This window comes from Orrella dioscoreae, from assembly GCF_900089455.2.
GTDB lineage: Bacteria > Pseudomonadota > Gammaproteobacteria > Burkholderiales > Burkholderiaceae_B > Orrella > Orrella dioscoreae.
The window spans coordinates 3,899,191-3,923,889 of sequence record NZ_LT907988.1 but is presented as its reverse complement, the minus strand read 5'-3'; the positions used below and the strand labels follow the sequence as shown (position 1 = coordinate 3,923,889).

General features: G+C 67.6%; 26 protein-coding genes. 17 read left to right on the top strand and 9 right to left on the bottom strand.

Annotation, left to right across the window (positions count from 1 at the left end; genetic code table 11):
* Positions 1–8: 8 nt before the first annotated feature.
* Positions 9–1,916: a B12-binding domain-containing radical SAM protein gene (locus ODI_RS18165; RefSeq protein WP_067748892.1), complete on the top strand. Its 1,908-nt coding sequence runs from the start codon at positions 9–11 to the stop codon at positions 1,914–1,916.
* 118 nt (positions 1,917–2,034) lie between these two features.
* On the top strand, positions 2,035–2,820 hold the full coding sequence (locus tag ODI_RS18160) for an HpcH/HpaI aldolase family protein (RefSeq protein ID WP_173719680.1): 786 nt from the start codon (positions 2,035–2,037) through the stop codon (positions 2,818–2,820).
* Between the two features lie 25 nt (positions 2,821–2,845).
* On the opposite strand, the gene ODI_RS18155 is transcribed toward ODI_RS18160, so the two are convergent.
* Complete coding sequence (locus tag ODI_RS18155) at positions 2,846–4,099, bottom strand: Hsp70 family protein (RefSeq protein WP_067748542.1); 1,254 nt, start codon at positions 4,097–4,099, stop codon at positions 2,846–2,848.
* 141 nt (positions 4,100–4,240) lie between these two features.
* On the opposite strand from ODI_RS18155, the gene ODI_RS18150 reads away from it, so the two are divergent.
* Together ODI_RS18150 and ODI_RS18145 are read left to right on the top strand one after the other, a co-directional pair.
* Positions 4,241–4,630, top strand: coding sequence for a hypothetical protein (locus ODI_RS18150; RefSeq protein ID WP_067748546.1), 390 nt, complete (start codon positions 4,241–4,243; stop codon positions 4,628–4,630).
* A complete protein-coding gene (locus ODI_RS18145; protein ID WP_067748549.1) occupies positions 4,627–4,818 on the top strand; it encodes a helix-turn-helix transcriptional regulator in 192 nt (63 codons plus the stop codon). The genes ODI_RS18150 and ODI_RS18145 overlap by 4 nt, the downstream gene beginning before the upstream one ends.
* On the opposite strand, the gene ODI_RS18140 is transcribed toward ODI_RS18145, so the two are convergent.
* Positions 4,819–5,778, bottom strand: a complete 960-nt coding sequence (locus tag ODI_RS18140) for an arsenic resistance protein (protein WP_067748551.1) — start codon at positions 5,776–5,778, stop codon at positions 4,819–4,821.
* A 400-nt stretch (positions 5,779–6,178) separates the two neighbouring features.
* Here ODI_RS18140 and ODI_RS18135 point away from each other — a divergent pair, with 400 nt between their 5' ends.
* The 8 genes from ODI_RS18135 to ODI_RS18105 all read left to right on the top strand — a co-directional run bounded on the left by ODI_RS18135 (position 6,179) and on the right by ODI_RS18105 (position 13,041).
* On the top strand, positions 6,179–7,096 hold the full coding sequence (locus ODI_RS18135; RefSeq protein ID WP_231968089.1) for a Bug family tripartite tricarboxylate transporter substrate binding protein: 918 nt from the start codon (positions 6,179–6,181) through the stop codon (positions 7,094–7,096).
* A 42-nt stretch (positions 7,097–7,138) separates the two neighbouring features.
* Positions 7,139–7,282 (top strand): hypothetical protein, encoded by a 144-nt coding sequence (locus ODI_RS22365; RefSeq protein WP_157929785.1) that lies wholly within the window; start codon positions 7,139–7,141, stop codon positions 7,280–7,282.
* A 275-nt stretch (positions 7,283–7,557) separates the two neighbouring features.
* Entirely contained in the window at positions 7,558–8,403 is an 846-nt protein-coding gene (locus ODI_RS18130) for an STAS domain-containing protein (RefSeq protein ID WP_067748557.1), read from the top strand.
* Between the two features lie 4 nt (positions 8,404–8,407).
* Entirely contained in the window at positions 8,408–8,782 is a 375-nt protein-coding gene (locus ODI_RS18125; RefSeq protein ID WP_067748560.1) for an STAS domain-containing protein, read from the top strand.
* Positions 8,772–9,176, top strand: coding sequence for an anti-sigma regulatory factor (locus tag ODI_RS18120; protein WP_098020938.1), 405 nt, complete (start codon positions 8,772–8,774; stop codon positions 9,174–9,176). The genes ODI_RS18125 and ODI_RS18120 overlap by 11 nt, the downstream gene beginning before the upstream one ends.
* Positions 9,167–10,186 (top strand): ATP-binding protein, encoded by a 1,020-nt coding sequence (locus tag ODI_RS18115; protein WP_067748572.1) that lies wholly within the window; start codon positions 9,167–9,169, stop codon positions 10,184–10,186. The genes ODI_RS18120 and ODI_RS18115 overlap by 10 nt, the downstream gene beginning before the upstream one ends.
* A 3-nt stretch (positions 10,187–10,189) precedes the next feature.
* Positions 10,190–11,077, top strand: a complete 888-nt coding sequence (locus ODI_RS18110; RefSeq protein ID WP_067748575.1) for a sensor histidine kinase — start codon at positions 10,190–10,192, stop codon at positions 11,075–11,077.
* Positions 11,074–13,041 carry a hybrid sensor histidine kinase/response regulator gene (locus tag ODI_RS18105; protein ID WP_067748584.1) on the top strand — a complete coding sequence of 656 codons (1,968 nt, stop codon included), beginning with the start codon at positions 11,074–11,076 and terminating at the stop codon, positions 13,039–13,041. The genes ODI_RS18110 and ODI_RS18105 overlap by 4 nt, the downstream gene beginning before the upstream one ends.
* A gap of 6 nt (positions 13,042–13,047) precedes the next feature.
* Here the strand turns inward: ODI_RS18105 and ODI_RS18100 are convergent, their stop codons facing one another.
* From ODI_RS18100 to ODI_RS18070, 7 genes are all read right to left on the bottom strand, one after another.
* Positions 13,048–13,749, bottom strand: coding sequence for an ABC transporter ATP-binding protein (locus ODI_RS18100; protein WP_197707161.1), 702 nt, complete (start codon positions 13,747–13,749; stop codon positions 13,048–13,050).
* Between the two features lie 8 nt (positions 13,750–13,757).
* The gene (locus tag ODI_RS18095; RefSeq protein ID WP_067748589.1) at positions 13,758–14,510 is read right to left on the bottom strand and encodes an ABC transporter ATP-binding protein; all 753 of its coding nucleotides are present in this window, start codon (positions 14,508–14,510) and stop codon (positions 13,758–13,760) included.
* Positions 14,507–15,481: a branched-chain amino acid ABC transporter permease gene (locus tag ODI_RS18090; RefSeq protein ID WP_067748592.1), complete on the bottom strand. Its 975-nt coding sequence runs from the start codon at positions 15,479–15,481 to the stop codon at positions 14,507–14,509. The genes ODI_RS18095 and ODI_RS18090 overlap by 4 nt, the downstream gene beginning before the upstream one ends.
* Complete coding sequence (locus tag ODI_RS18085) at positions 15,481–16,401, bottom strand: branched-chain amino acid ABC transporter permease (protein WP_067748595.1); 921 nt, start codon at positions 16,399–16,401, stop codon at positions 15,481–15,483. The genes ODI_RS18090 and ODI_RS18085 overlap by 1 nt, the downstream gene beginning before the upstream one ends.
* Positions 16,402–16,420: 19 nt before the next feature.
* Complete coding sequence (locus tag ODI_RS18080; RefSeq protein WP_067748599.1) at positions 16,421–17,584, bottom strand: ABC transporter substrate-binding protein; 1,164 nt, start codon at positions 17,582–17,584, stop codon at positions 16,421–16,423.
* A 153-nt stretch (positions 17,585–17,737) separates the two neighbouring features.
* A complete protein-coding gene (locus ODI_RS18075) occupies positions 17,738–18,169 on the bottom strand; it encodes a polyhydroxyalkanoate granule-associated phasin (RefSeq protein WP_067748605.1) in 432 nt (143 codons plus the stop codon).
* Positions 18,170–18,193: 24 nt separating this feature from the next.
* Positions 18,194–18,793 (bottom strand): TetR/AcrR family transcriptional regulator, encoded by a 600-nt coding sequence (locus tag ODI_RS18070; RefSeq protein WP_067748610.1) that lies wholly within the window; start codon positions 18,791–18,793, stop codon positions 18,194–18,196.
* A gap of 97 nt (positions 18,794–18,890) precedes the next feature.
* Here ODI_RS18070 and ODI_RS18065 point away from each other — a divergent pair, with 97 nt between their 5' ends.
* From ODI_RS18065 to ODI_RS18045, 5 genes are all read left to right on the top strand, one after another.
* Positions 18,891–19,244, top strand: coding sequence for a hypothetical protein (locus ODI_RS18065; protein WP_157929784.1), 354 nt, complete (start codon positions 18,891–18,893; stop codon positions 19,242–19,244).
* Between the two features lie 152 nt (positions 19,245–19,396).
* Positions 19,397–20,902, top strand: a complete 1,506-nt coding sequence (locus ODI_RS18060) for a DASS family sodium-coupled anion symporter (RefSeq protein WP_067748618.1) — start codon at positions 19,397–19,399, stop codon at positions 20,900–20,902.
* A gap of 35 nt (positions 20,903–20,937) precedes the next feature.
* A complete protein-coding gene (locus ODI_RS18055) occupies positions 20,938–21,636 on the top strand; it encodes a 4Fe-4S dicluster domain-containing protein (protein ID WP_067748621.1) in 699 nt (232 codons plus the stop codon).
* Positions 21,633–23,291, top strand: coding sequence for an FAD-dependent oxidoreductase (locus ODI_RS18050; protein WP_067748622.1), 1,659 nt, complete (start codon positions 21,633–21,635; stop codon positions 23,289–23,291). Before ODI_RS18055 ends, ODI_RS18050 begins: the two co-directional genes overlap by 4 nt.
* Positions 23,288–24,541 carry a complex I 51 kDa subunit family protein gene (locus ODI_RS18045; RefSeq protein WP_067748624.1) on the top strand — a complete coding sequence of 418 codons (1,254 nt, stop codon included), beginning with the start codon at positions 23,288–23,290 and terminating at the stop codon, positions 24,539–24,541. Before ODI_RS18050 ends, ODI_RS18045 begins: the two co-directional genes overlap by 4 nt.
* Positions 24,542–24,699 lie beyond the last annotated feature (158 nt).

The following is a 24,699-nucleotide window of genomic DNA, read 5'->3' as shown; positions in this document are numbered from 1 at the left end:
TGCCACCCATGTCCCCTGTCCGCGTGCTGTCGATCATCCCCCCGATGACGCAGCTGAACACTCCCTATCCGTCCACGGCCTACCTGACGGGCTTCCTGCGCTCGCGCGACGTCACCGCCTTCCAGGAAGACCTGGCGCTGGCCGTGGCGCTGCGGCTGCTCTCGCCCGAGGGCTTGCGCGACGTGGCGGCGCGCGTGGCCGAGCTGCCGGTGAAGCGGCACACGGCGTCGGTGCGGGCTTTCGTGGCCATGCAGGATCGTTATCTGTCCACCATCGGCCCGGTCATCGCGTTCCTGCAAGGGCGCGATTCCACCCTGGCGCATCGCATCGTGGGCCGCCATTTCCTGCCGGAAGGGCCGCGCTTCGCGTCCCTGGACGTCTACCTGGACGAAGAGGGCGGCGACCCGCTGGGCTGGGCCTTCGGCGCGATGGGCCTGCACGACCGCGCCAAGCACCTGGCCACGCTGTACCTGAACGACCTGGCCGACGTGCTGCGCGACGCCGTGGATCCGCGTTTCGAGTTCGTGCGCTATGCGGAATCCCTGGCCAGCAGCCAGCCCACGTTCGATCCCCTGGCCGAAGCGCTGGCCGCGCCGCCCACGCTGGTGGACGACACGCTGCGGGACCTGACCGAGCAGGCGCTGGCGCGGCACGCGCCCACGATGGTGCTGCTGTCGGTGCCATTTCCCGGTGCGGTCTATGCGGCGTTCCGCATCGCGCAGGCGATCAAGGCGAAGGATCCGGCCATCGTCACGGTGCTGGGCGGCGGCTTCGTCAACACCGAATTGCGTGAATTGAAAGACCCGCGCGTCTTCGATTACTTCGACTACGTGTCGCTGGACGCCGGCGAGCGTCCCTTGCTTGCCCTGCTGGAGCACGTGCAGGGCAAGCGCTCGCGCCAGCGCCTGGTGCGCACCTTCCTGCGCGATGCCGACAGCGGCGAGGTCCGCTACGTGAACATGGTCGAGCCCGACGTGGCGTTCGCCGAAGTGGGTACGCCCACCTGGGACGGCCTGCCGCTGGACCGCTACCTGTCGCTGCTGGACATGCTGAACCCGATGAACCGGCTGTGGAGCGACGGGCGCTGGAACAAGCTGACCGTGGCGCACGGCTGCTATTGGAAGAAGTGCAGCTTCTGCGATGTGGGCCTGGACTACATCGGCCGCTACGAAGGCGCGTCCGCCAAGGTGCTGGCCGATCGCATCGAGGCGATCGTGCAGGAAACCGGGCAGACGGGCTTCCATTTCGTCGACGAGGCCGCGCCGCCCAAGTCGCTGAAGGCGCTGGCCACCGAGCTGATCGAACGCAACGCCGGCATCTCGTGGTGGGGCAATATCCGCTTCGAGAAGACCTTCACGCCCGAGCTCTGTGAGCTGTTGGCCGACAGCGGTTGCATCGCCGTGTCGGGCGGCCTGGAAGTGGCGTCGGACCGCTTGCTGAACCTGATGAAGAAAGGCGTGTCGGTGGACCAGGTGGCGCGCGTGACGCGGGCCTTCACCGATGCGGGCGTGCTGGTGCATGCCTACCTGATGTACGGCTTCCCCACGCAGACCGTCCAGGACACCGTCGATGCGCTGGAATACGTGCGCCAGCTGTTCGAAAACGGCTGCATCCAGAGCGGCTTCTTCCACCGTTTCGCCTGTACGGTGCATTCGCCCGTGGGCCAGAACCCCGAGGAATACGGGGTGACGCTGCGGCCGCTGCCGCCGGTCACTTTCGCCAAGAACGATATCGGCTTCGACGATCCCACGGGCGTGGACCACGATGCGCTGGGCAAGGCGCTGAAGAAGGCCATCTACAACTACATGCACGGCATCGGCCTGGAAGAGGACGTGCGCAACTGGTTCACGTTCAAGGTGCCGCGCACGACGGTGGCCAGGCACCGCATCAGCCGCGCGCTGGAACAGCGAGGCTAGCGCAACGGATACGCAAGCGGGTTTTGTCGGAAAAGCCTACAGTGAGCCAGTCGCCACCCGCGAAGACGGGGGCGAAGAGGCAAAACGAAGGGCAACAACAACGACAAAGGAGCAACCCGTGACGTCCGCTTTCCATCCCCTGGATACCCGGCTGCCCGCCATGCTTGCCAGCGGCAAGCCCCTGCGCGGCATCTTCAATGGCCTGCCCAGTCCCGCCATCGTCGAGATGTGCGGCTATGCCGGTTTCGATTTCATCATCCTGGACAACGAGCACGGCAGCGCCGACCTGGGCATGACCGAGCATATGCTGCGGGCGGCGCGCGCCGCGGGCATCGCGCCGGTGGTGCGTTGTTTCGAGGCTGACATTCCGCGGGTGCTGGACATGGGGGCCAGCGCCATCCAGGTGCCGATGGTGCAGGACGCCGCCCACGCGCGCCGCCTGGCGGACAAGATGCGCTATCCGCCGCAAGGCACGCGCGGCAGCGCCTTCAGCACGCGCGCGGCGGGGTATGGGGCGTTTGGCGGCAATGCGCACGCCGAGCGCAGTAACGCGGGCGTGGCCTTCATTGCCATGGCCGAGACGCCGCAGGCCATCGAACAGATCGACGAGATCGCGAGGGTCGACGGCGTGGACGCGGTGTTCATCGGGCCGAATGACCTGTCGCACGCCATGGGGCATGGCGCCAACTGGAGCGCCGAGCCGGTGCAGCAGGCGATTGCGCACGGCCTGAAGACCATCGCGGCGGCGGGCAAGTGCCCCGGCACCATTGCCCTGACGCCGCAGGACGAGGCGAAGTACGGCGCGCTGGGCGCGCGGTATTTCGCGAACGTCGTGACCAGCCTGGTCACCCGGGCGTTCGCCCAGGCCGTGCAGGCCAGCAAGGAAAACGCCTTGCGTTATTGAGGGGGCGGGGCGCGCCTGGCCGGCCTCAGCCGAACTTGCGCACCGCATCCAGCGCGAGGCCCGCGCCGATGCTGCCGAACAGGTCGCCTTCGACGCTGCGAGCGCGGGGCACCAGCGCCGAGACGCTTTCGCGCAGGCGCGGCACGCGGCTGGAGCCGCCGGTGAAGAACACTGTGTCGACATCGTCGGTGGACACGCCCGCGTCGCGCAGCAGTTCACCCACCTTGATTTCCACCTTGCCCACCAGGCCGCCCACGGCGCTGTCGAACAGCGGCCGGCCCACGTCCACGTGGCGTCCCGGCGCGATGCGTGACAGGTCGATCTGCGTGTCGGAGGCATCCGAGAGCGCTATCTTGGCGTCTTCCACCTGCATGGCCACCCAGTGGCCGGCGCGCTGCTTCACGAGTTCCATCAGCAGGTCCAGCTTGTCGCGCTCGGCGGACTCCATGCGCAGGGTGGACAGCAGGTCCACCGACTTGCGCGCATAGACCTGGTTGATGGTGTGCCAGCAGGCCAGGTTGCGATAGGGCGTCGACGGCATGTCCTTGCCGCTTTTCAGTTGTGACCCCAGGCCCAGCAAGGGCATGACGCAGGCCAGGTTCAGCTGCATGTCGAAATCGGCGCCGCCGATGTGCACGCCGCCGTGCGCCAGGATGTCTTCGCGCCGGTCGGGTTTGGCGGCGCGGCCCGGGCCCAGGCGGATCAATGAGAAGTCGGAGGTGCCGCCGCCGATGTCGATGACCAGCACCAGTTCTTCGCGGTCGATCTGCGATTCGTAGTCGAATGCCGCCGCCAGCGGCTCGAACTGGAAGTCGATGTCGGTGAAGCCCACGCTGCGCGCGATCTCGCCCAGGGTGTCCTGCGCCAGCTGGTCGGCCGCCTCGTTCTCGTCGACGAAGAAGACGGGACGGCCCAGCACCACCTGGGTGAAGGGGCGGCCGGCCGTCTCTTCGGCGCGGCGCTTCAGCTCGGCGATGTAGCGGGTCAGCAGCACGCGGAAAGGCAGTGCGCGGCCTTGGACTTCCGTGTGGCCGTCGATCAGCGAGCTGCCCAGCAGGCTTTTCATGGCGCGCATCAGGCGCCCGTCGTAGCCCGCCAGGTAATCGGCCAGCGCGGCGCGGCCGTAGCTGACGTCACCGTCTTCGTCATGGAAGAAGATGGCCGAGGGGAGGGTGGCTTTGCCGTCTTCCAGCGCGAGCAGGGCGTGCTGGCCGGGACGAACCCAGCCGACGGTGGAGTTGGAGGTGCCGAAGTCGAGGCCGCATGCGGGGGTGGTCATTCAGGGCAGGCAGGTAAGCAGAACGGCGCGTAAGTGTAGCCGGAAGCGGGCGGTGGGCTTTCCCGGGCAGCGATGTAAAGCAAGCTTGACTATTGGCGTGTTGTCGCGCAGAATGTAAAGCCTGCTTTACAGGAGATTGTCATGACTACCCGTTCCCAACAGCGCCGCTACGCCTTCGAGTTCCTGGCTGCCATGGGCATCTATGCGCTGGTGCTGGTCGCATCCCTGCTGGCGCTGAACGCCATGCCCCCAGATTCGGCCTGGCGGGTGCCGGTCTCGCTGCTTCCCGTGCTGCCCTGCGTGCTGGCGTTGTGGGTCGTCGTGCGGCAGACGCGCCGCATGGACGAACTGCAGATGCGCGTGCAGTTCGAAGCCATCGGTTTTGCGTTCGCCGGCACCGCGCTGCTGACGTTCAGCTATGGCTTCCTGGAAAACGTGGGCCTGCCGCGGCTGTCGATGTTCTTCGTCTGGCCGCTGATGGCCGTGCTGTGGATGATCGGCGGGCAGATCTCGGCGCGGCGTTACCGGTGAAGAACCATCTGAAGGCCCTCAGGGCCGAGCGGGGCTGGTCGCAGGCGGACCTGGCCGAACGCCTGAACGTGTCGCGCCAGACCGTCAATGCCATCGAGAACGGCCGTTACGATCCCAGCCTGCCGCTGGCCTTCCTGATCGCCAGGACCTTCGGGCTGGCGATCGAAACGATCTTCGACGACGAATGATCAACGCTGCGGCAGCAGCTTCCTGGGCACCAGCCACAGGAAGGCCAGCATGCCGAACAGCTCGATCAGCGACTGGAACACGACGACGATGGCCGCCAGTTCCCAGCCAGACGGCAGCGCCAGGGCAAAGGGCAGCACCACGAAGGAATTGCGCGTGGCGAACGAGAACAGCAGCGTGCGGCCCTGCGCCGTGGGCAAGCGGAACGCCTTGCTCAAGCCGACCCCGCAGGCTGCCGCGCCCAGCAGGAACACCAGGCAGGCGGCCAGGATGCTGCCCAGCACGGGCAGTGAACCCAGCACCGCTTCGACCTGGGACGCCGCGATCAATGCCAGCACGATGGCCAGCAAGGGCACGGGGAACCAGCCCAGGCGGGCGATGAGCGCTGCGCGGGGCGGCTGCGCCTCGGCCCATCTTTCGGTCAGGTAGGCCAGCGCCATCGGCAGGATGATGACCACGCCGAACACGCCCAGCATGTGGCCGGCGGACACGATCTTCATGAAGTCCGCGCCCATGAACAGCCAGAGATAGAGGGGCAGCAGCACCATCTGCATGATCAGCAGCGTGGGCGTGAGCGCGACGGCGCGGCGCAGGTCGCCGCCGGCCTGGTGCGCGAAGGTGATGAACCAGTCGGTGCAGGGCACCAGCAGCACCAGCACGAGCCCCAGGCGGATCGCGTCGTCGCCGGGAACGAGCCAGAGGATGACATACACCAGCAGCGGCAGCAGCACGAAGTTGCCCAGCAGGGCGGCCGCGATGAAGCGCGTGTCCTTGAACGCCGCCGGCAGGTGCGCCAGCCGGATCTGGGTGAATGTCACATACAGCAGCAGGGCCAGGGCCGGCCACAGCAGCCGTTCCCAGGTGGGCGCCAGGGCCGGCGCGGCGGCGCCCAGTGCCAGGCCCAGCAGGATGGCGGCCAGGTAGACCCAGACCTGCTGTCGTTCCAGGGTGTCTCGATTCATTGCATGCGTGAGGGGGAAAACCAGGCTGGATTATTGGGGATATCCCGGGGGCGCTGCAATGGCGGCCTGCCGGCAGAGGGGAGAATGCGTATCCACGCGCCGCGCTTTTCACTATCCTGCAATGGCCAATACAGAAAAGGCCCCCACGCCGCGCCTTCGGCTTGCTGCTCCCCAAGGGGGCCGCTTTTTGCCTTGGGGCGGCCCGGCGGTAGAAAAGGCCCCCACGCTGCGCCTTCGGCTTGCTGCCCCCCAAGGGGGCCGCTTTTGCCTTGGGGCGGCCCGGCGGCAAAAACACCTCAACAAAGGAGACAGGACCATGCATCGGACCCTTCGTTCGACCCGCCGTTCGCTTTTGATTGCAGGCATGGCGGCCACCCTGGCCGCAGGCGGATTGCCTGGAATGGCGGCCGCTTCCACCGACTGGCCGCAACGGCCGATCACCTATACCGTCCCTTTCCTGCCCGGCGGCGCCACCGATGTCGTGGGGCGCATCTATAGCGTGCAGGCCGCCAAGCTGCTGGGCACCACCATCGTGGTCGAGAACGTCGGCGGCACGGGCGGCAGCCTGGGCACCGCGAAAGTGGCGCGGGCCAAGCCCGATGGCTACAACATCGTGGGTGGCACGATCAGTTCGCATGCGATCAACGCCAGCATCTACAAGGACACCGGCTATGACCCGGTGAAGTCCTTCACGCCGGTCATCCTGACCGGCAGCCTGCCCAACGTGCTGGTGGTGCGGGCGGACAGCCCGTACAAGACCGTCAAGGACATCATCGAGGCCGCGAAGAAGACCGCCAGCAAGCTGAACTACGGCTCCTCGGGCGTGGGCAGCTCGCAGCACCTGACGGGCGAGCTCTTCATGAACCAGACGGGTGTCAGCATGGTGCACGTGCCCTACAAGGGCAGCAGCCAGTCGCTGCAGGCCTTGATGGGCGGCGAGGTCGACCTGATCTTCGACAACCTGACTTCGGCGATGCCCTTGATCCAGGCGGGCAGGTTGCGGGCGCTGGGCGTGACCTCCAAGACGCCCGACCGGACGCTGCCGGACGTGCAGCCCCTGGACAAGCTGGGCTTGCCCGGCTTCGAGGTGCTGTCGTGGCAGGCGGTCTTCGCGCCGGCGGGTACGCCCGATGCGGTGGTGCAGAAGCTGTACCAGGCCATGCACCAGACCTTGCAGCAGCCGGAGGTGCGCAAGCAACTGGAAGGCCTGGGCCTGACGGTGTCCGGCGCCGGACCGGAAGAGTTGGGGCGCTTCCAGAAGGCGGAAGTGGAGAAGTGGGCCGAGGTGGCGCGCAAGGCCAATATCCAGCAGCAGTGACGCAGGCCGGCTGATCGTGCATGACGGCAAGACGTCCAGCAGTTGTCCATCGAGCAGCTGGACCTGCTGGACGGGCAGTTGGTGAAGATCGCGGAAAGCATCCGTCGGCATGACGCCGACGCCGTGGTGGCCAACGGGAGATTTCTCCAGGATAAATTCCGGCCGATCGCTTATACCGAGCGCTGAAGGTCGAAGTTTTTCCGTTTCCGCGACACATTCTTTCGCATTCTTGCGGTGCGCGACGCCACCGTGGCGTCTGCTGACGGTGTTCCGCCTCTGCCTTTGCAAGCAAGCATCCTCGCGGTTCGTGGCGAACTGGCGACACTGTCGCGCATAGTCGCGGCGTACCGATGGCGTTCTGGTACAGTCCGCGAAAGCAGCATCTGTGCTGTGTCGCCGATACAGGCAGCAGCCACACCTCCCTTGTGACGCTGTGCCCGGTGTTCCTTTCGAGAGCGAGAATGACGAGCGACCCCAAGGCGCTGTTGGACGCACTGTCCGACGAGAATACCGATCTTGTTGAATCCTGGTTGTCGGAGTTGCAGTTGGATCCGGGCGCCCGGCGCGGCGCTCAAGCCGAAGCGGAAAACCTGATGCGCGCGTTTGCCGATGCAGTACGGCACGGCAGCGATCCCGCAAGCTTCGAGCATGCTTCCGCATGGGCCCCCATGCGCGATTTCCTTGCCGACCTGTCACAGTCGCGCGCGGCCCAGGGTCAGACCGCCGGCGAGACCAGCCGTTTCGTGCTTGCCTTGAAAAAGCCCCTGTTCGAGTCCGCCCAGCGCCGCCTGGGTGGCGACGCCGCCGCCCTGGCCAAGTCGCTGTGGAGCATTTCGACGACGGTCGACAAGCTGGCCCAGCACACGGTCAATACCTATCAACTGGCGCGCGAGGACGTCATCCGCCGCCAGCAGGAAGAGCTGCTGGAGCTGTCCACGCCCGTCGTCAAGCTGTGGGAAGGCGTGCTGGCGGTGCCGATGATCGGTGTGCTGGACAGCAGCCGCACCCAGATCGTCATGGAGACCTTGCTGGAAAGCATCGTGGAGACGGGCTCCGAGCTGGCCATCATCGACATCACCGGCGTGCCGACCGTGGACACGCTGGTTGCCCAGCACCTGCTGAAAACCGTCAGCGCCATCCGGCTGATGGGGGCCGACTGCATCATCAGTGGCATCCGGCCCCAGATCGCCCAGACCATCGTGCACCTGGGCATCGACCTGAACGGCATTGCCACCAAGGCGACCCTGGCCGATGCGCTGGCGCTGGCATTGCGCCAGACCGGCTGGCGCGTGGCGCGGGGCGACTGAGCACATGGATCGCATTCCTATCCTTCGCATGGGCGCCACGCTGCTGGTGACCATCCAGATCGACATGCAGGATCAGACGGCCTTGTCCTTGCAGGACGACCTGGCCGCGATGATTGCCAAGACCGGGGCCACGGGCGTGGTCATCGATATTTCGGCGTTGGAAATCGTCGATTCCTTCGTGGGGCGCATGCTGAGCAATATCTCGGGCATTGCCCGCATCCTGTCGGCCGACACCGTGGTGGTGGGCATGCGGCCGGCCGTCGCCATCACGCTGGTGGAACTGGGCTTGTCCCTGGAAGGGGTCAGGACGGCGTTGAATGTCGAGCGGGGCATGGCGATGCTTGATCGTTCTCGGCAGGAGAGCCGTCTTGCCAGTTGAGCCGACAGGGGTATTGCCGCTGGAATCCGAGCAGCACATCGTCGCCAGCCGCCAGATGGTGCGCACCTTGTGCCAGGAACTGAAGCTGTCGCTGGTGGAGCAGACCAAGATGGTGACGGCGGCCAGCGAGCTGTCGCGCAACACGCTGGTTCACGGCGGTGGCGGGCGGATGCGTTGGGAATACCTCGAACGCCTTGGAAAGCGCGGATTGATGCTGCATTTCGAGGACGAGGGGCCCGGTATCGCCGACATCGCGCGGGCCATGTCGGATGGCTGGACCAGCGGGGGAGGAATGGGTCTGGGCCTGCCGGGCAGCAAGCGCCTGGTCAATGACTTTGATATCGAGTCGAGTCCCGGCAAGGGCACCCGAGTGAGCATCGCAAAGTGGAAGTGATCGCCGGGTGGACCCACGCTGTCTTTCCCATCAATGACGCAAGCCGCATTGGAGAGGCCCGCCGCTACGCGGCGCAGGCCATCGGCGGCATGGAATGGGACGATGACGACGCGGGCCGGCTGGCCCTGGTCGTCACCGAGCTGGGGACGAACCTTCTTCATCACGCGCAACAAGGCCGCCTGCTGATCGCTGCCAGGACGGCAGCCGCCGAGATCGAGATCGTGGCTGTCGACGACGGCCCAGGCATCGAGAACCTGCCTCGCTACATGATGGACGGCGTGTCCTCGGGGAGCACGCCCGGCACCGGGCTGGGCGCGGTCAAGCGGCTGGCCAACGACTTCGATGTGCACACCGTGGTGCCGGATGGCACCGTGTGTGTGGCGCGCATCCGACGCGGCCGCCCTGACTTCCGGTACGTGCGTCCCGCGCCGCTGCACGTGGGCGCGATCTGCGTGGCCGCGCCAGGCGAGCGGGAGTGCGGAGACGCTTGGGCGGTCGCGCTGGCGCCGGACCGCGTCTGCGCGATCGTGGCCGACGGCCTGGGTCATGGCCCGGAAGCCGCCAAGGCATCGAGCGCTGCAACGCAGGCATTCGCGCGGCACGCCGGAGAGGATCCTGGCGACGTGGTCCAGTGCGTGCACCAGGCATTGCAGGCAACGCGTGGCGCGGCAGTGTGCGTGACGGACTGGGACCTGACCGGTGCCACCCTGGCCTATGCAGGCGCGGGCAACATCAACGGCCGGCTGCTGTCCGGCGTCTTCGACAAATCGATCGTCACCCAGCATGGGACCGCGGGCGCGCAGATCCGCCGTCCCGGCGTGGCCACGACGGAGGTGCCGCGGTATGCGCTGGTGCTGCTGCATAGCGACGGCATCGAGTCCCGCTGGAAGCCGGACCGGCTGCGGCCCGTGCTGCAGCGGGACCCGACGCTGGTGGCGGCAATCTTGTGGCGCGACCATACGCGTCATCGCGATGACGTGACCGTGGTCGTGCTGCGCCGTGAGGAATAGGCCATGAGTGGCGCAAACCAGACAGACAACACCACGCCGGAGGCCTTGCTGGCCGCCAGCCGCCAGGAGGTGGAAAGCCTGCGTGAAGAATTGGAGGAAACCAACCGCGGCGTGGTGGCGCTGTACGCCGAGCTGGACCTGCAGGCTGAACAGCTCAAGCGAGCCACGGAGCTGAAGAGCCGGTTCCTGGCCTATATGAGCCACGAATTCCGCACGCCCATCGGCGCCATCCGCAGCATTACCCGGCTGTTGAAGGACAAGGTCGATGGGCCGCTGAGCGCCGAGCAGGAAAAGCAGGTCGATTTCATCGAGAGCATCTCCGCCGAGTTGGGAGAGATGGTGGACGACCTGCTTGATCTTGCGAAGATCGAAGCCGGAAGAGTGGATATCTCTCCGGCATGGTTCGAAATGGTGGACCTTTTTTCCGCGCTGCGCGGCATGTTCAAGCCGGTGCTGGTGAACCCCGAGACGACCCTGGTCTTCGAAGAGCCCGAGGGCATCGGCAAGCTGTACACGGATAACCGCAAGCTGTCGCAGATCCTGCGGAATTTCATCTCCAACGCCTTGAAATTCACGCAGGCCGGCGAGGTGCGCGTCTCGGTGTCGCATCAGGAGGACGGCTTCGTGCGTTTCTCCGTCAGCGATACGGGCATTGGCATCGCCGCCGAGCATCACGCGGCGGTATTCGACGACTATTCCCAGGTGGACTCGCCGGTGCAGAAGCGCTTGCGAGGCACCGGGCTGGGCCTGTCGCTCAGCAAGCAGTTGGCCGAATTGCTGGGCGGACACGTGGCGGTAGAGAGCGAGTTGGGCAAGGGATCGGTATTTTCGTTGATGTTGCCAACCCGCTGGGACCCGTCGCCGGGCGCGCGCGCGCAGGAGCCGGCATGACCGAGCACAACATCATCAGCGCGAGCATCGACCGGGCTGCGCACACCATCCTGGTGGTGGACGACAATCCCGCCACGCGCTACGCGACGGCACGCGTCGTGCGTGCCGCGGGTTTCCAGGTCTCCGAGGCCGCATCGGGCGGGGAGGCGCTGGCGCAGGCGGGCGCGTCGGCCGTGGTGCTGGACGTGCACCTGCCGGACATGAACGGTTTCGAAGTGTGCGGCGCCTTGCGGGCCAATCCGGCGACGGCGACCTTGCCCGTCGTCCATCTGTCGGCGGAGTTCGTGCAGAACAAGGACAAGGTCACGGGCCTGGACGCGGGCGCCGATGCCTATCTGGTGCATCCCGTCGAGCCGGCCATCCTGATCGCCACGTTGCAGGCGCTGATCCGCGCCCGGCTGGCCGAGGAGCGGTTGCGAGGCAGCGAGGCCCGGTTCCGCGCGATCTACGACCAGGCCCCGATCGGCATTGCGCTGATCGACGATGAGGGCAAATTCTTCGACGTCAATCCTGCGCTGGAAACCATGCTGCGGCGGGAGCGCGACGCCATGATCGGGCAGCCCGTCAGTGCGATGGCGCCCGCCGACTGGATCGCCTTCATCGAGAACGAGACATCGAACCCGACGTCCCTGGCCACGCCGTGGAAAGGCGATTTTCCGCTGTACAGGGGGGATGGCACGGCCGTCCGCCTGGCGTGGACGCTGTCGGCGCACATCGAATCCGGCCTGCGCATCGGTATTGCGGTGGACGTGTCCGAACAGTTCGAGCTGGAGCGGCGGCGCCAGGAGGTGCTGGAACGCGAGCAGGCCGCGCGTGCGAGCGCGGAGCGGCAAAGCCGGACCAAGGACGATTTCGTCGCCGTGCTGTCCCATGAGCTGCGCAATCCGCTCAATGCGATTGCGGGCTGGGTGCATCTGCTGACGAACAATGCCCGCACGCCCGCCCAGGTGGAAAGAGGGTTGGCCGCCATGGACCGGGGCGTGAAGGCGCAGGCCCGCCTGATCTCGGACATCCTGGATGTGTCCCGTATCGGCTCCGGCAAGCTGCGGCTGCACCGTGAGTGGGTGAGCCCCGCCGCGCTGGTGTCCGACGCCATCGAGGGGCTCAGCGCGCCGGCCTTGGCCAAGCGGGTGTCGTTGGTGGTGGAAAGCGCCGGCGCGGAAGGCGCCGCCTGGCTGGATGCGACACGCTTCCAGCAGATCGTGTGGAACCTGGTCTCGAACGCCATCAAGTTTTCCAATCCGGGCAGCCAGGTCTTCATCCGTTTGCGGCGCGATGCCGACCATCTGGATCTTGAGGTTCAGGACAGCGGCCGCGGCATCCGCCCGGACTTCCTGCCGTATCTCTTCGATCGCTTCACGCAGAGCGAGTCGCCCGACAGCCGCGTGCATGGCGGCCTGGGGCTGGGCCTGTCCATCGCCAAGAACCTGGCGGAAATGCATGACGGCGCGATTCTGGCCGAAAGCGAAGGCGAGGGCAGGGGCACGACGATGAAAGTGACCCTGCTTGCCGTGCCCTCGATCGAACTGCAAGCGGCGGCGCCCGAGACACCGCCTGATGCCGCCGACAAGGACTATGTGCTGGACGGCCTGGACATCCTGGTCGTCGAGGACAACGCGGATGCCCGAGAAATCATGGTGGTCGTGCTGTCGGAAGCCGGCGCGTGCGTGCGTCACGCATCGCATTACGAGGAAGCCTTGAGACTGGCGGAGCAGGCTTGGCCGGATGTGCTGGTCAGCGATATTGGCATGCCTGGCCATGATGGCTATGACCTGATCCGGGCCCTCCGGGCGGCCGAGGCCCGCGAGGCGCGTCCGCGCCTCTTTGCCATTGCGCACACGGCATTCGCCAGGCCGCAGGACAGCGAGAAGGCGCGCGGCGCGGGCTTCGACAGTCATCTGGGCAAGCCCTTGCAGCCGCATGCGCTGCTGGCGGCCATCAGCGCGGGCAGACGCGCGCGTTGACAGGCCCTAGACGCCCAGGTGGGTGTGCCAGAGTCCCCGGTCTGCATCGAGCTGGGCCGAGGTTCCTTGCCACACGACCTGCCCGCGCGCCAGGATGACGTGCCGGTCCGCCAGGCCCACCAGGCGGTGCACGTACTTGTCCACCACCAGGATGGTCTGGCCCGCGTCGCGCAGCGTGGCCAGGCAGCGCCAGATGTCTTCGCGGATGACGGGGGCCAGGCCTTCGGTGGCCTCGTCCAGGATCAGCAGGCGCGGATTGGTGGACAGCGCGCGGCCGATGGCCAGCATCTGCTGCTCGCCGCCGGACAACTGGTTGCCCAGGTTGCGGGCGCGTTCCTTCAGGCGCGGAAACACCGCATAGATGCGGTCCAGCGTCCAGCTGTCGGCCTGGCCGTTGCGGTTCGCGGCGAAGGCGAGCAGGTGTTCTTCCACCGTGAGATTGGGGAAGCACTGGCGGCCTTCCGGCACGATGGCGATGCCCAGCCGCGCGATGGCGTCCGGACGCATGCCGTTCAGCAGCTTGCCGTCGAAGCGGATGTGGCCGGCTTGCGGCGCGAGCGCGCCGATGATGGTCTTGAGCGTGGTGCTCTTGCCCATGCCGTTGCGGCCCAGGAGCGTCACCACTTCCTTTTCGCGAATGGCCAGGTCAATGCCGAAGAGCACCTGGCTGGCGCCATAGCCGGCCTGGATGCCGGTGCAGGAGAGCAGCACTTCGCTCATGCCGTTTCCTCCTCGCTGCCCAGGTAGACCTCCTGGACGCGCGGGTCGGCCTTGATGGCGGCGGGGCTGCCCGTCACCAGCACGCGGCCATAGACCAGCACCGACAGGCGGTCAGCCAGCCGGAACACGGCATCCATGTCGTGCTCGATGAGCAGGATGGCCTCTTCGGCGCGCAGGGCGTGGATCAGCTCGACCATCTTCAGCGAGTCTTCCGGGCCCATGCCTGCCAGCGGCTCGTCCAGCAGCAGCAGCTTCGGCCTGGCGGCCAGCGCCAGGGCGACGTCGAGCTTGCGCTGCGCACCATGCGGCAGGGCGCCGGCCACGCGGTCGAATTCCTGCGCGAGGCCCACGCGCTCGGCCAGCGCCATGGCGGTGTCTTCCAACTGGCGTTCGCTGGCGCGGCGCGACAGGAAGCGGAAGCTGCTGCCGTCGTGCGCCTGCGCCGCCAGCAGCAGGTTGCCCCGCACGGTCTGGTGCCTGAAGACGCTGGTGACCTGGAAGCAGCGCGACAGCCCGGCGCGCACGCGCTGGTGCGCGTTCATCGGTGTCAGGTCCGTGCCGTCCAGCGACAGGTGGCCCGCGTCCAGCGGCAGCAGGCCCGAGATCAGATTCACCAATGTCGACTTGCCCGCGCCGTTGGGGCCGATGAGCGCATGGATCTCGCGTGCCTCGACGGCAATGCTGACGTCGTCGATGGCGGTGAGGCCGCCGAAGCGCTTCGTGAGACCGCGGGCCTGGAACAGGCTCATGGCCGCGCTCCCTTGGGCGTGAACAGCGTCGCGATGCCCCGCGGCGCGAAGAACACGATCAGGATGAGCAGCAGGCCCAGGGGCGCATGCCAGTAGTCCGTCCAGCCTTTCAGGAATTCTTCCAGCGTCAGCCACAGGCCCGCGCCGATGACGCCGCCCCAGCGGTTGCCGATGCCGCCGATGACCACCATGACGATGAGGATGGCGGATTGCGTCCAGCTCATGATCGATGGGCTGACGAAACTGTTGTTGACCGCCAGCAGCGCACCCGCCAGGCCGGCGACGGCGCCCGCGCCGGCGAAGGCCACCAGCCGCAGGCGGAAGACGGGGAAGCCCATGGCTTCCATGCGCGTTTCATTGTCGCGGGCGCCCACCAGGGCGTGGCCGAAGCGCGAGTTCGCCAGCCGGCTGCCCAGCGCGAAGACCAGCGCCGCCAGCGCCAGCACCACCCAGTAGAAGCCATGCGCCAGGCCATCCAGCCAGGCGCCCATCGTCAAGGGGGAATACAGGCTGTAGCCGTCGTCGCCGCCATAGGTGCGCACGGACACGGCCAGGTAATGCAGCATCTCGGCGAAGGCCAGCGTGATCATGATGAAGTAGACGCCACGCGTGCGCAGCGCCACCAGGCCGATGAGCGCCGACACGGCGGCCGAGACGGCCAGGGCCATCGCCCACACCTGCCAGGCCGACTCGGCGCCGCCGTCGGACAGGGCCACCACGGTGTAGGCGCCCACGCCGATGAAGCCCGCATGGCCCAGCGCCACCAGGCCGCCATAGCCGAGGATGAAGTTCAGGCTGGCGGCGGCCATCATGATGATGAGCATGCGCCGCGCGAAGCCGACGTAATAGTCCAGGCCCAGCGCGCTGGCGACCAGCGGGAAGGCCGCCAGCGCGGCCAGCAGCGCCCAGGGCAGCCACTGGCCGATCAGCGCACCGCGCGGGGCGGGCAGGGAATCTGTTTTGGAAGGCATCAGGCGCGCGCGGGGAAGAGGCCGGTGGGCTTGATGGCCAGCACGATGGCCATCAGCGCATAGACGGAGATGCCGGCCAGCGCCGGCCCCAGGTCGGCCGCCACGCTGGGCGGCAGCACGGCGCGCAGCAGCGGCGGCAGGAAGGCACGGCCCGCCGTGTCGACCATGCCCACGATGAGCGCGGCGATGAAGGCGCCGCGCACCGAGCCGATGCCGCCGATCACGATGACCACCAGGGTGGGGATCAGGATGGCGCTGCCCATGCCGATCTGCACGGCGCTGATGGGAGCCATCAATGCGCCCGCCAGCGCCGCCAGCGCGGCGCCCAGCGCGAACACGAAGGAGAACACGCGGTTGACGCGTACCCCCATGAACTCGGCCATGGCGCGATTGGATGCGCCGGCGCGCACGATCATGCCCAGGCGCGTGCGGTTGACCAGGAAGTACAGGCCGACGGCCACCAGCAGGCCCACGGCCACCAGCAGCAGCCGGTAGGAGGGATAGGGCAGGTCGGGCAGGATGTGGAGGGGGCCGGTCAATGCCGCGGGCGTGGGCGCCATGATGGGCGAGGGGCCCCAGATGAACTTCACCGCGTCGTCGGCCACCAGGATGACGCCGAAGGTGGCGAGCACCTGCGCCAGGTGGTCGCGCGTGTAGAGGTGGCGGAAGACCAGCAGTTCAAGCAGCGCGGCGATGACGATGGTGGCCGCGATGGCCACCGCGACCGCGAGCAGGAACGAACCGCTGGACGCATGTACGCGCGAGGCGATGTAGGCGCCCGCCATGAACAGCGAACCGTGGGCGAGGTTCATGGTGTCCATGATGCCGAACACCAGGGTGAGCCCCGCCGCGATGAGGAACAGCATCAGCCCATAGCCGAAACCATTGAGCAGCTGTTCCAGTACGAAGATGCCGTTCATGAGGCAGGCGCCGCCTGTCTCAGCGCTTGCAATCGGCCACGTAGGCGTCCTGGTGCCTGGTCAGGATGCGTTCGACCAGCTTGTTGGTGACCTTGCCGTCCGCGTCCTTGGCCACCACGCGCAGGTAGTAGTCCTGGATCGGGTACTGGTTGGGGCCATAGGTGAAGTCGCCGCGCAGCGAGGTGAAGCTGGGCTTGGCCAGCGCCTGGACGAGCTTGTCGGGGTCCGACGCGCCACCGGCGTCCTTCACCGCGGCGTCCATGGCCATGATGGTGTCGTAGGCCATGGCGGCGTACACCGTGGGATAGCGCTCGTACTTCTTGCGGAAGTCGGCCACGAACGCCTTGTTGGCGGGCAGGTCGAGGTCGTGGGTCCAGTGGGCCGTGTTCTGGAGGCCGATCATGTCCTCGCCCACGGCGTTGATCACGTCCTGGTCGGCCGAGAAGCCCGGGGCGATCAGCGGGATGCCCTTCAGGCCGCCGGCCACGTATTGCTTGATGAAGTTGATGCCCATGCCGCCCGGCAGGAAGAAGAAGACGGCGTCGGGCTTGGCGGCGCGGATCTGCGCGATCTCGGCGGCGTAGTCGATCTGGCCGACCTTGGTATAGATCTCGTCCTTCAGGTCGCCCTTGTAGAGGCGCTTGAAGCCGTTCAGGTGATCCTTGCCTGCCGGGTAGTTCGGCGCCAGGATCACCATGTGCTTGTAGCCCTTCTCGTTGGCCAGCTTGCCCGCCGCCTCGTCATAGGTGTCGTTCTGGTACTGGCCGAAGAAATAGGCGTTGCACTGCTTGCCCGCGAACTGGCTGGGGCCGGGGTTGTTCGACAGGAACGGCACCTTGGCCTTGAACAGCAGGGGCGCGACGGCCAGCGCCGAGTTCGAGGCGATCGGGCCGGTGAAGAACTGGATCTTGTCGCGCTGCAGATAGCGGTTGACCAGTTGCGTGGCCTGCTCGGGGCTGCCGGCGAAGTCCGTCTTCAGGAATTCGGCGGGTTGGCCGCCCAGCGTGCCGCCCAGCTTCTCGATGGCCAGGTCGAAGCCGTCGCGCGCGTCGGCGCCCAGCGAGGCGAACGGGCCGGAGATGTCCAGCGCAATGCCGACCTTGATGGGCGCGGCGGATTGGGCGTGGGCAGCACCGGCCAGGCAGGCGAGCGCGGCAACGGCGAGTCGTTGGGCAAGACGCATGAAATCCCCTTGGATTGCGTGATCGTTTGTGTGATCGATGATGTGAAATCAGGCAAGACCGCGGGCCGGGGCGGCGCTCCCGGGCGGGCGCCGCGCCAAGCCAGGGCCGTATCGTACATCCTGCAGGGGGTATTTCCGGCTGGAAAGCGCTGCCTAGTGTGCTGTCCGTCGCTTCGGCGCCTCCACCAGCGGCGTGTTGCCCAGGCGTCGTGCGTTGGCGGTGGCCTTGGCATGGATGGGCCCAAGGCCCTTGCCCAGCACGCCCAGGGCGGCCTGCTGCAACTGGCGGTTCACGGTGCGCGCGCGGCGGCCGCCCAGCCAGGGCGCCCACCATGCCGTCCACATCTGGATGGCCAGTGTCTGGCTGCTGGTGACGCTGGCCAGCGCCATCTGCTGCCAGGCTGCCGTGAAGGCGCCCAGCTTTTCCATGCCCATCAGGTGGAACTCCTTGCGGTCCCGCTCGGAGAGGGTGGGACCGGCCAGCGCCATGCGCGTCAGGCGATGCGCCATGACCTGCGGGGCGGCGAAGGCCAGTTCCGCGGTCTTGGTGGCCAGGGTGTTGCCGGTTCTGCGTCGGGTTGCCATGCAAAGCACTCCTTGCGTGTCGGGTCAGGGGGGCGGCGCGGCCAGCGGCTCGCGCACGCGCAGGATGAGGCCCGCGCCCTCCAGGACTTCGTCCAGGGCGTTGTCCGCGGCCTGCCTGGAAGGCGACAGCAGCAGGTCTTCCGCGTAGCCCACCGTCATCGAGAAGATCTGGCGCGCCGCACGCGAGGGCGCGGGGCAGACGAAGTCTCCCTGGGCGACGCCTTGCTGCAGCAGTTCCGCCAGCCAGGCCAGCCAGCGGGCATCCACGTCGCGGTAGGTGCAGGCCAGCATCTCATCGTGCAGGGCTTCGTCCCAGACGTCCAGCCACAGGGTGAAACAGCCGTCGGGCGCTTCGGGCAGGCACTCCCGCAGGAAGCTGGCCAGGGCCTGCCTGGCGGGCATGCCGGCGAAAGCCTGGCGCGCTTCGGCCAGCCGCTGGTCGGAATAGCGCGCGAAAGCCTCGCGCCGCAGCGTGGGCCAGTCCTTGAAGTAGTGATAGATGTGGCTGCGTGACAGGCCGGCGTGTTCGGCCAGATCGCGGGTGGACACGTTGGTGAATCCCTTGGCCTGCAGGAGTGCGATCGTGGCGTCCAGGATCTGTTCCTTCCGGTTTTTCTCGGCCAATCTCGTTCCTTGCGTGTCTGGGATGGCCCGCGGCGTGGCAGGCATGGCTTGAATTTTGAGCAATTGCTCAATTATAGTCCTGAGCAGTCGCTCGAAAATGACCTTTTCCCCTCCGCCGAGCCTGCCGATGAAGTCCACGCTGCCCAATTCGATCCAGGTGGTGTCCGCGCCTGCCCATGCCGTGGCCGCGCGGTCTCCGGGCGTCCTGTTGCGGCGCATGGCGGCCGCCCTGCGCAAACGGGTGGCCCGCCTGGAGGGCTTGGATCTGCTGCTGTGCGTGGCACTGGCCGTCCTGGCGTTGGCCGACATGTTCCTGTGGGCCGTGCAGGACGGCTTTCCTCCCGTCCTGGCGTGTCTGGCGCTGCTCTGTTGCGGGATGTTGTCGACGCGGCTATCGGCCCGGGTCACGGTCCTCGTCCTGCTGCCCGTCACGCTGGTGGCCTGGCTCTGAAGACGATGCCGCAACGGGCGGGGGGGCCCGCCGGGTGCGATCCTTGCGCTGGCTCGGCGGGCTGAAACATAATTCGGGTTTGTGCTGGCCGCCGGCTGTTTTCGCGGGGCTGCGCCACCGTTTCAGACACTCCGCTGACAAGGACCCATGCAATGATCGACCGGCTCAAGGCCATGCTCCAGTATTTCCAGGGCAGTGTGCCTTTCCGGCTGGTGCCGGCCGTGGTCACCACCGTCTTCCTGGTGGTCATGCTGCTCCTACCCGTCCCGGACGGCCTGGCGCCCAAGGCCTGGGCGCTGCTGGCGATCTTCCTCACCACGATCCTGGCGATCATCTTGAAGGTCATGCCCATCGGCGTGATGGCGATGATGGCGATGACCATCGTGGCCTTGTCGCAAGTCACCGCGACCTCGTCCAAGGCGGCGATTGCCGATGCGCTGTCGAGCCTGGCCAATCCCTTGATCTGGCTGATCGTGGTGGCGATCCTGGTGTCGCGGGGGCTCAAGAAGACCGGCCTGGGCAAGCGCGTCGGCCTGCTTTTCATCTCGGTGCTGGGCCGCCGCACGCTCGGCATCGGCTATGGACTGGCGGTCTGCGAACTGGTGCTCGCCCCCTTCACGCCCAGCAACACCGCGCGCGGCGGCGGCATCGTCCATCCGGTCATGCGTTCGATCGCCGGCGCCTTCGGCTCCGACCCGGCCCATGGCACCGAGCGCAAGATGGGCACCTACCTGTCCCTGGTCAACATGCATGCCAACACGATCACCTCGGGCATGTTCATCACCGCCACCGCGCCCAACCCCCTGGTCGTCGACTACGTGGCGCGCGTCACCAACCAGGGCTTTCACCTGTCGTGGACCACCTGGGCCCTGTGCATGCTGCTGCCCGGGCTGGTCTGCCTGCTGCTGATGCCGCTGCTGCTTGCCGTGCTGGCGCCGCCCGAGGTCAAGGCCACGCCGGGCGCCATCGACTATGCGCGCGGCGAGCTCAAGGACATGGGGCCCGTCTCGGGCGGTGAAAAGGTCATGATGGGCACCTTCGCCATCCTGTTGCTGCTGTGGGCGAACGTGCCGGCGATGATATTCGGCCCGGCGTTCACGCTGGACCCGACGGTGGTGGCGTTCCTGGGCCTGTTCATCCTGATCATCACCGGCACGATCAACTGGGATGACGTGCTTTCCGAAAAAAGCGCATGGGATACGCTGATCTGGTTCGGCGCGCTGGTCATGATGGCCGAGCAGCTCAACAAGACGGGCGTGATCGGGTGGTTCTCCGATATGCTCAGGAGCGGCATCGCCTCGGCGGGCATGGGGTGGGAGTGGGCGGCGGCGCTGCTGGTGCTGCTGTTCGTCTTCTCGCATTATTTCTTCGCCAGCACGACCGCGCACATCAGCGCGATGATGCTGGCCTTCCTGACGGTCGGCGTGGCGCTGGTGCCGCCCGATTACGTGGTGCCTTTCCTGTTGATGATGGTGGCGGGCTCGACCATCATGATGACGCTGACCCATTACGCGACCGGCACCTCGCCGATCATCTTCGGCAGCGGCTACGTGCCGCTGGGAACCTGGTGGCGCGTGGGCTTCGTCATGTGCGTCGTGGAACTCGCGATCTACGCGACGCTGGGCATCATGTGGTGGAAAGTGCTGGGCTTCTGGTGAAGGAAGCCCATCCCGCAGCGAAAGGAGGCAGCGCCATGGCAGTGACGGAAAGGCCGGAGGACGAGGTCCTCGTCATGTTCGACGGCCATGCCGTGCGAGCCAGGCAGGGCGTTTCGCTGCTGCAGGCCTGGCTCCAGGCCGGGCTCCCGCTCACGGAGAACGTCGGCTGCATGGGCCAGGGCGTGTGCGGCGCCTGTCGGGTGCTGGTCAGGCGCGACGGAGAGCGCCTGGCCGGCACCGCGCTCGCCTGTGAGACCACGGCGCAGGAGGGGATGCAGGTCGCCTTCATCGACCATTTCCCGGCCCGCCGTCCGCATTCCTATGACCTGCATGCGCTCGTCGACACCTGGGGCGCCATCGACCAGATCGATACGGTGTTCCCCGAGGCCAAGCACTGCCGCCATTGCGGCGGCTGCGACCGCGCCTGTCCAAAGGGCATCGAGGTGCAGCGCATGGTCAATCTCGCCGCCTCGGGCCAGGCCGATGCGGCGGCGGCGCTGTTCGACCATTGCGTGCTGTGCAATCTCTGCGTGGCGGCCTGTCCGGAACATATCGACCCGGCCCACCTGGGCCAGTTCGTGCGGCGCATGAATGCGTCGCTGACGCTGCGGCCGTCGGACTTGATCGCGCGGCTGCGCGAGATCGAGGCCGGGGCGCAGGTCATCGATGCCGACGCGCCGGCCGCCAATCCGCCGGCGCCTGCCCCCGGGATCGCCACGGAGGCGGCCCGATGAGCGCCGCGCAGACGCCGCAAGAGGGGGCGGGGCGGGCCGCCGAGGGGATCGCCCATGACGCGGCGCTGGCGGCCTGGCGCGAGGCGGCCCCCGCCGAGGCGCGCGGTCTGGACCTCGCGCCGCAAGCGTTGTTGGCGCGCTTTCATCCCGACCATGCGCCAGGCGCGATGGTGGCGCTGGACGTCGGCGTCAGCGCCGGGCAGCGCTGCCCGGCGGCGTTGGCGGCGCTGCTGCAGGCCGACGCCCTGCTCGAGGACGTGGATATCGCCGGCGCGCCGGGCCACGACGCCGACGTGCTCGTCATCGGCGGCGGCGGCGCCGGCTGCGTGGCGGCGCTGACAGCGGCGCGCGCCGGCGCCCGGGTGCTGCTGGCGACCAAGCTGCGCCTGGGGGACAGCAATACCGTGATGGCCGAGGGCGGCATCCAGGCGGCGGTCGGGCCCGAGGACAGCCTGCAAAGGCACTTCGAAGACACGCTGCGCAGCGGCCATTTCGCGGCGGACAAGGCGTTGGTGAAGGCGCTGGTATCGGACGGGCCTGATGCGATCCGCTGGCTGATCCGCGAAGGCATGAGCTTCGACCTGGCGCGGGAGGGGGAACGCATGGGCGGGACCCTGCTGCGCAAGAAGCCCGGCGGCGCGACCGCGGCCCGCCTGCTGTCGTATCGCGATTTCACGGGACTGGAACTCATGCGTGCCCTGCGCGAGGCGGTGCTGCTGCAGCCGGGCATCACCGTGCTGGACCGGCATCCGGCGCTCGAACTGCTCAGCGACGACCGGGGCCGATGCGCCGGCGCGGTCATGCACGACCTGGCGAGAGGCCGCGCCACGCTGGCGCGGGCCAGCGCGACGATCATGGCAACCGGCGGCGCGGGCCGCCTGCACCTGTCGGGTTTCCCGACCTCCAACCATTATGGCGCGACCGCGGATGGGCTGGTGCTCGCCTATCGTCTCGGCGCCCCGCTGCGCGAACTGGACAGCTTCCAGTTCCATCCCACGGGCATTGCCTGGCCGGCGCACATGGAGGGCGCGCTGGTGAGCGAAGCGGCGCGTTCCTCCGGCGCCTTCCTGGTCAACGGCCGCGGCGAACGTTTCGTGGATGAGCTCCAGCCGCGCGATATCGTGGCCGCGGCCATCCTGCGCGAGATCGAGGAGGGAAGAGGCGTGCTGCGCGATGGCCAGGCGGGCGTCTTCCTGGATACCCCGACGCTCGAGCGCAGCCAGCCCGGGATCCTCGCGGGCAGGCTGGTGACGCTGCGCCATCTGGCGCATCGGGCAGGCATCGATCCGGCAAGGGAGCCCTTCATGGTGCGGCCCACCCTGCATTACCAGAATGGCGGGATAGGCATCGATACCGACGGCCGCACGCCGGTGCCCGGCCTGTTGTGCGCGGGCGAAGTCACGGGCGGGCTGCATGGCCGCAACCGCATGATGGGCAATGCCCTGCTCGAGCTGGTGGTCTTCGGCCGGCGCGCGGGGGCGTCGGCCGCGGCGCAGGCGCGCCGGGAAGGGCCGCGCAACGTGGGCCTGGCCCACCTGGCTGATTGGCGGCGGGCGCTGGCCAACCATGGCCTTTCCGCCACGCGCAAGGCGCCCATGGTTTTCCCCCCTTACGGCAATTTCGACATTGCCACCGACCGGGAGCGAGCGGCATGACGCCATCCCCACGTGTCTTGACGGCCGAGGCGGCGCAGGTCGGGGCCGACCTGGACGGCTGGCTGCGTGCCGGCGGCGGCCAGGGCCTGGCGCGTGCCATCGCGGCGCCGGACCGCATCATCCCGATATTGGAAGAGGCGGGGCTGCGGGGGCTGGGCGGCGCCGGTTTTCCCACGCACCGGAAGTGGCGCGCGGTGGCCGGGCAGCCGCCGTTGGCGGGGCAGGGGAAATGGATCATCTGCAACGGCAACGAGGACGAGCCGGGCACCTTCAAGGACCGCTACCTGTTGTCGAATACGCCGCACCAGGTCATCGAGGGGGCGCTGATCGGCGCCCTGGCGGTCGGCGCCAACCAGATCGCGCTGTACGTGAATCCCGGCGAGCCCGTCTCGCTGCGGGTCGTGCGCGAGGCGGTCCAGGCCTGGCAGGGGCATCCGCTGCTGGCGGCGGTCGGCCAGGCAATGGGCGCGCCGCTCCAGTTGCACGTCACGCCAGGCTCGGGCTTGTACGTGGGGGGCGAGGAAACCGCCGCCGTCGCCAGCGTGATGGGCGGGTTTCCCTTTCCCTCGCTCAAGCCCCCCTTCCCGGCGGAACAGGGCGTGCATGGCGCGCCCACGCTGGTCAACAACATCGAGACGTTCGCCCATGTGCCCCACATCCTGCGCCATGGCGCGGCCTGGTACCAGGCGCTGGGGCGCGGTGCGGCGGCGGGGACCAAGCTCTATTCCCTGTCGGGCGACGTCATGCGTCCGGGCCTGCACGAACTGCCGATGGGCACGTCGTTGCGCGAGCTGATCTTCCAGCACGGCGGCGGCATGCTGGCCGGCCGTGCATTCAAGGCGGTGTTCACCGGCGGACCCTCCAATACCCTGCTGACGGCGGGCGACCTGGATGTCGCCCTGGATTTCGACAGCGTGCGCGAACGCGGCTCACGGCTGGGAACGGGCGCGATGATCGTGGTGGGCGAGGGCACCAGCGTCCTGCGCAAGACGGCGGAGTATGTGGCGTTCTTCGCGAACAATTCCTGTGGGCAGTGTTCGTCGTGCAAGATAGGCACGCGCCAGATCTCGCGCATCCTGGAGCGGATCGATGGCGGCGCGGGACGCCGCACCGACCTGCAGGCCCTCGAGAACCTGGCGCGGCTGCTGCCGGGCTCGGGGCGCTGTGGGCTGGTCGACGGGGCCGCGACGGTGCTCGCCAGTTCGTTGAGCACCTTCAGGCAGGAGTACGAGCGGGCCTTGGACGCCTAGCACGCGCCGGCCAGGCGCGCATGGCGCGTGCAGGCTTTTCTTGATCCATGTAAAGCCCGACGCCCGCGGCACAAGTTATCGTGGAGAGCCCATCACCAACAATGGACCGCTCCCCCCGGCTTGCGCGGGCTTGCCAGGGAAACGAGGGCGGCCACGCA